We start from the raw sequence: 854 nt of genomic DNA, 5'->3' as shown, positions 1-854 counted from the left end.
TGGGGTAACAGGACAGGACGTTGGCCCCAAGCCCCTTCTACTATCGTTGCACCGGTTCGATACAGAGATCTCCTGTTTTTCCAAAATACTCTACTCAATGTTACTGAGCAGTCAGAAGTTTCAATTTCTCAAGATTTCTTTGCACAAATTAACGCAGACTGTTCAGCTTATAGAAGCACCAGTTTTTTAGCAATTCCTGCGGCTCCGGTCTACGCGATAGATAATGAGAGGCTTTACGCGACATGTTCCACTGCTTGGCAAGAAATTAAGAGCCTGAATTTGGTTAGTTGGTCTTTGGGGCCTATCGGAACCTTAAGTAAAAAAGTCATTTCATTGCCCCCTTCAAGGTCAGGGTACACGGTTTTAAATTCATCTCAAGTCTATAGCCCAGCGAGAATCACTTTGCGCGCTCGTTCCGGCAACGAGTTATTGAGTTGCTCAGAAACCGAGTGCACGAGATTCTTCATTTCCAATGCTTATACATACGCAATTCTTGATGACGCGGGCATAGCAATATTGCTCACTCAGCAGGACCTTACTTCACCGATGCTTGCGATTCGAGTAGCCAAAGCCCATTAGAGGATTTTCGACAAACCTTTGATGCCGAGAGTGGGCTGTTCCAGAATTGGCATCGGGAGTACAACCCGAGGATTGGGCGGTATATGCAGTCCGATCCCATTGGACTGGCGGGTGGCATCAATACCTTTAGCTATGTGGAGGGCGATCCGTTGAGACTAGTGGACCCGTCGGGTCTGGATACAACCGTGGTGTGCCGGCCTGTGAACGATCCGAAGGCTCGCCGGCTTGGCGCTAAACACTGCTTCGTCGTCGTGTGGCATTGGAAAGACGTGTGT

2 protein-coding genes are annotated in these 854 nt (G+C 48.7%); both read left to right on the top strand.

The window, feature by feature from the left end; translation table 11 throughout:
- A partial coding sequence (locus AC1DWI_RS24860; RefSeq protein WP_477726137.1) for a hypothetical protein occupies positions 1 to 579 on the top strand: 579 nt, incomplete at its 5' end.
- A partial coding sequence (locus AC1DWI_RS24855; protein ID WP_477726138.1) for an RHS repeat-associated core domain-containing protein occupies positions 516 to 854 on the top strand: 339 nt, incomplete at its 3' end. The genes AC1DWI_RS24860 and AC1DWI_RS24855, both read left to right, overlap by 64 nt.

The organism is Polaromonas sp. P3_C2 (assembly GCF_056402675.1).
The sequence above is the reverse complement of the archived record's forward strand: the minus strand, read 5'-3'. Positions and strand labels throughout refer to the sequence as shown.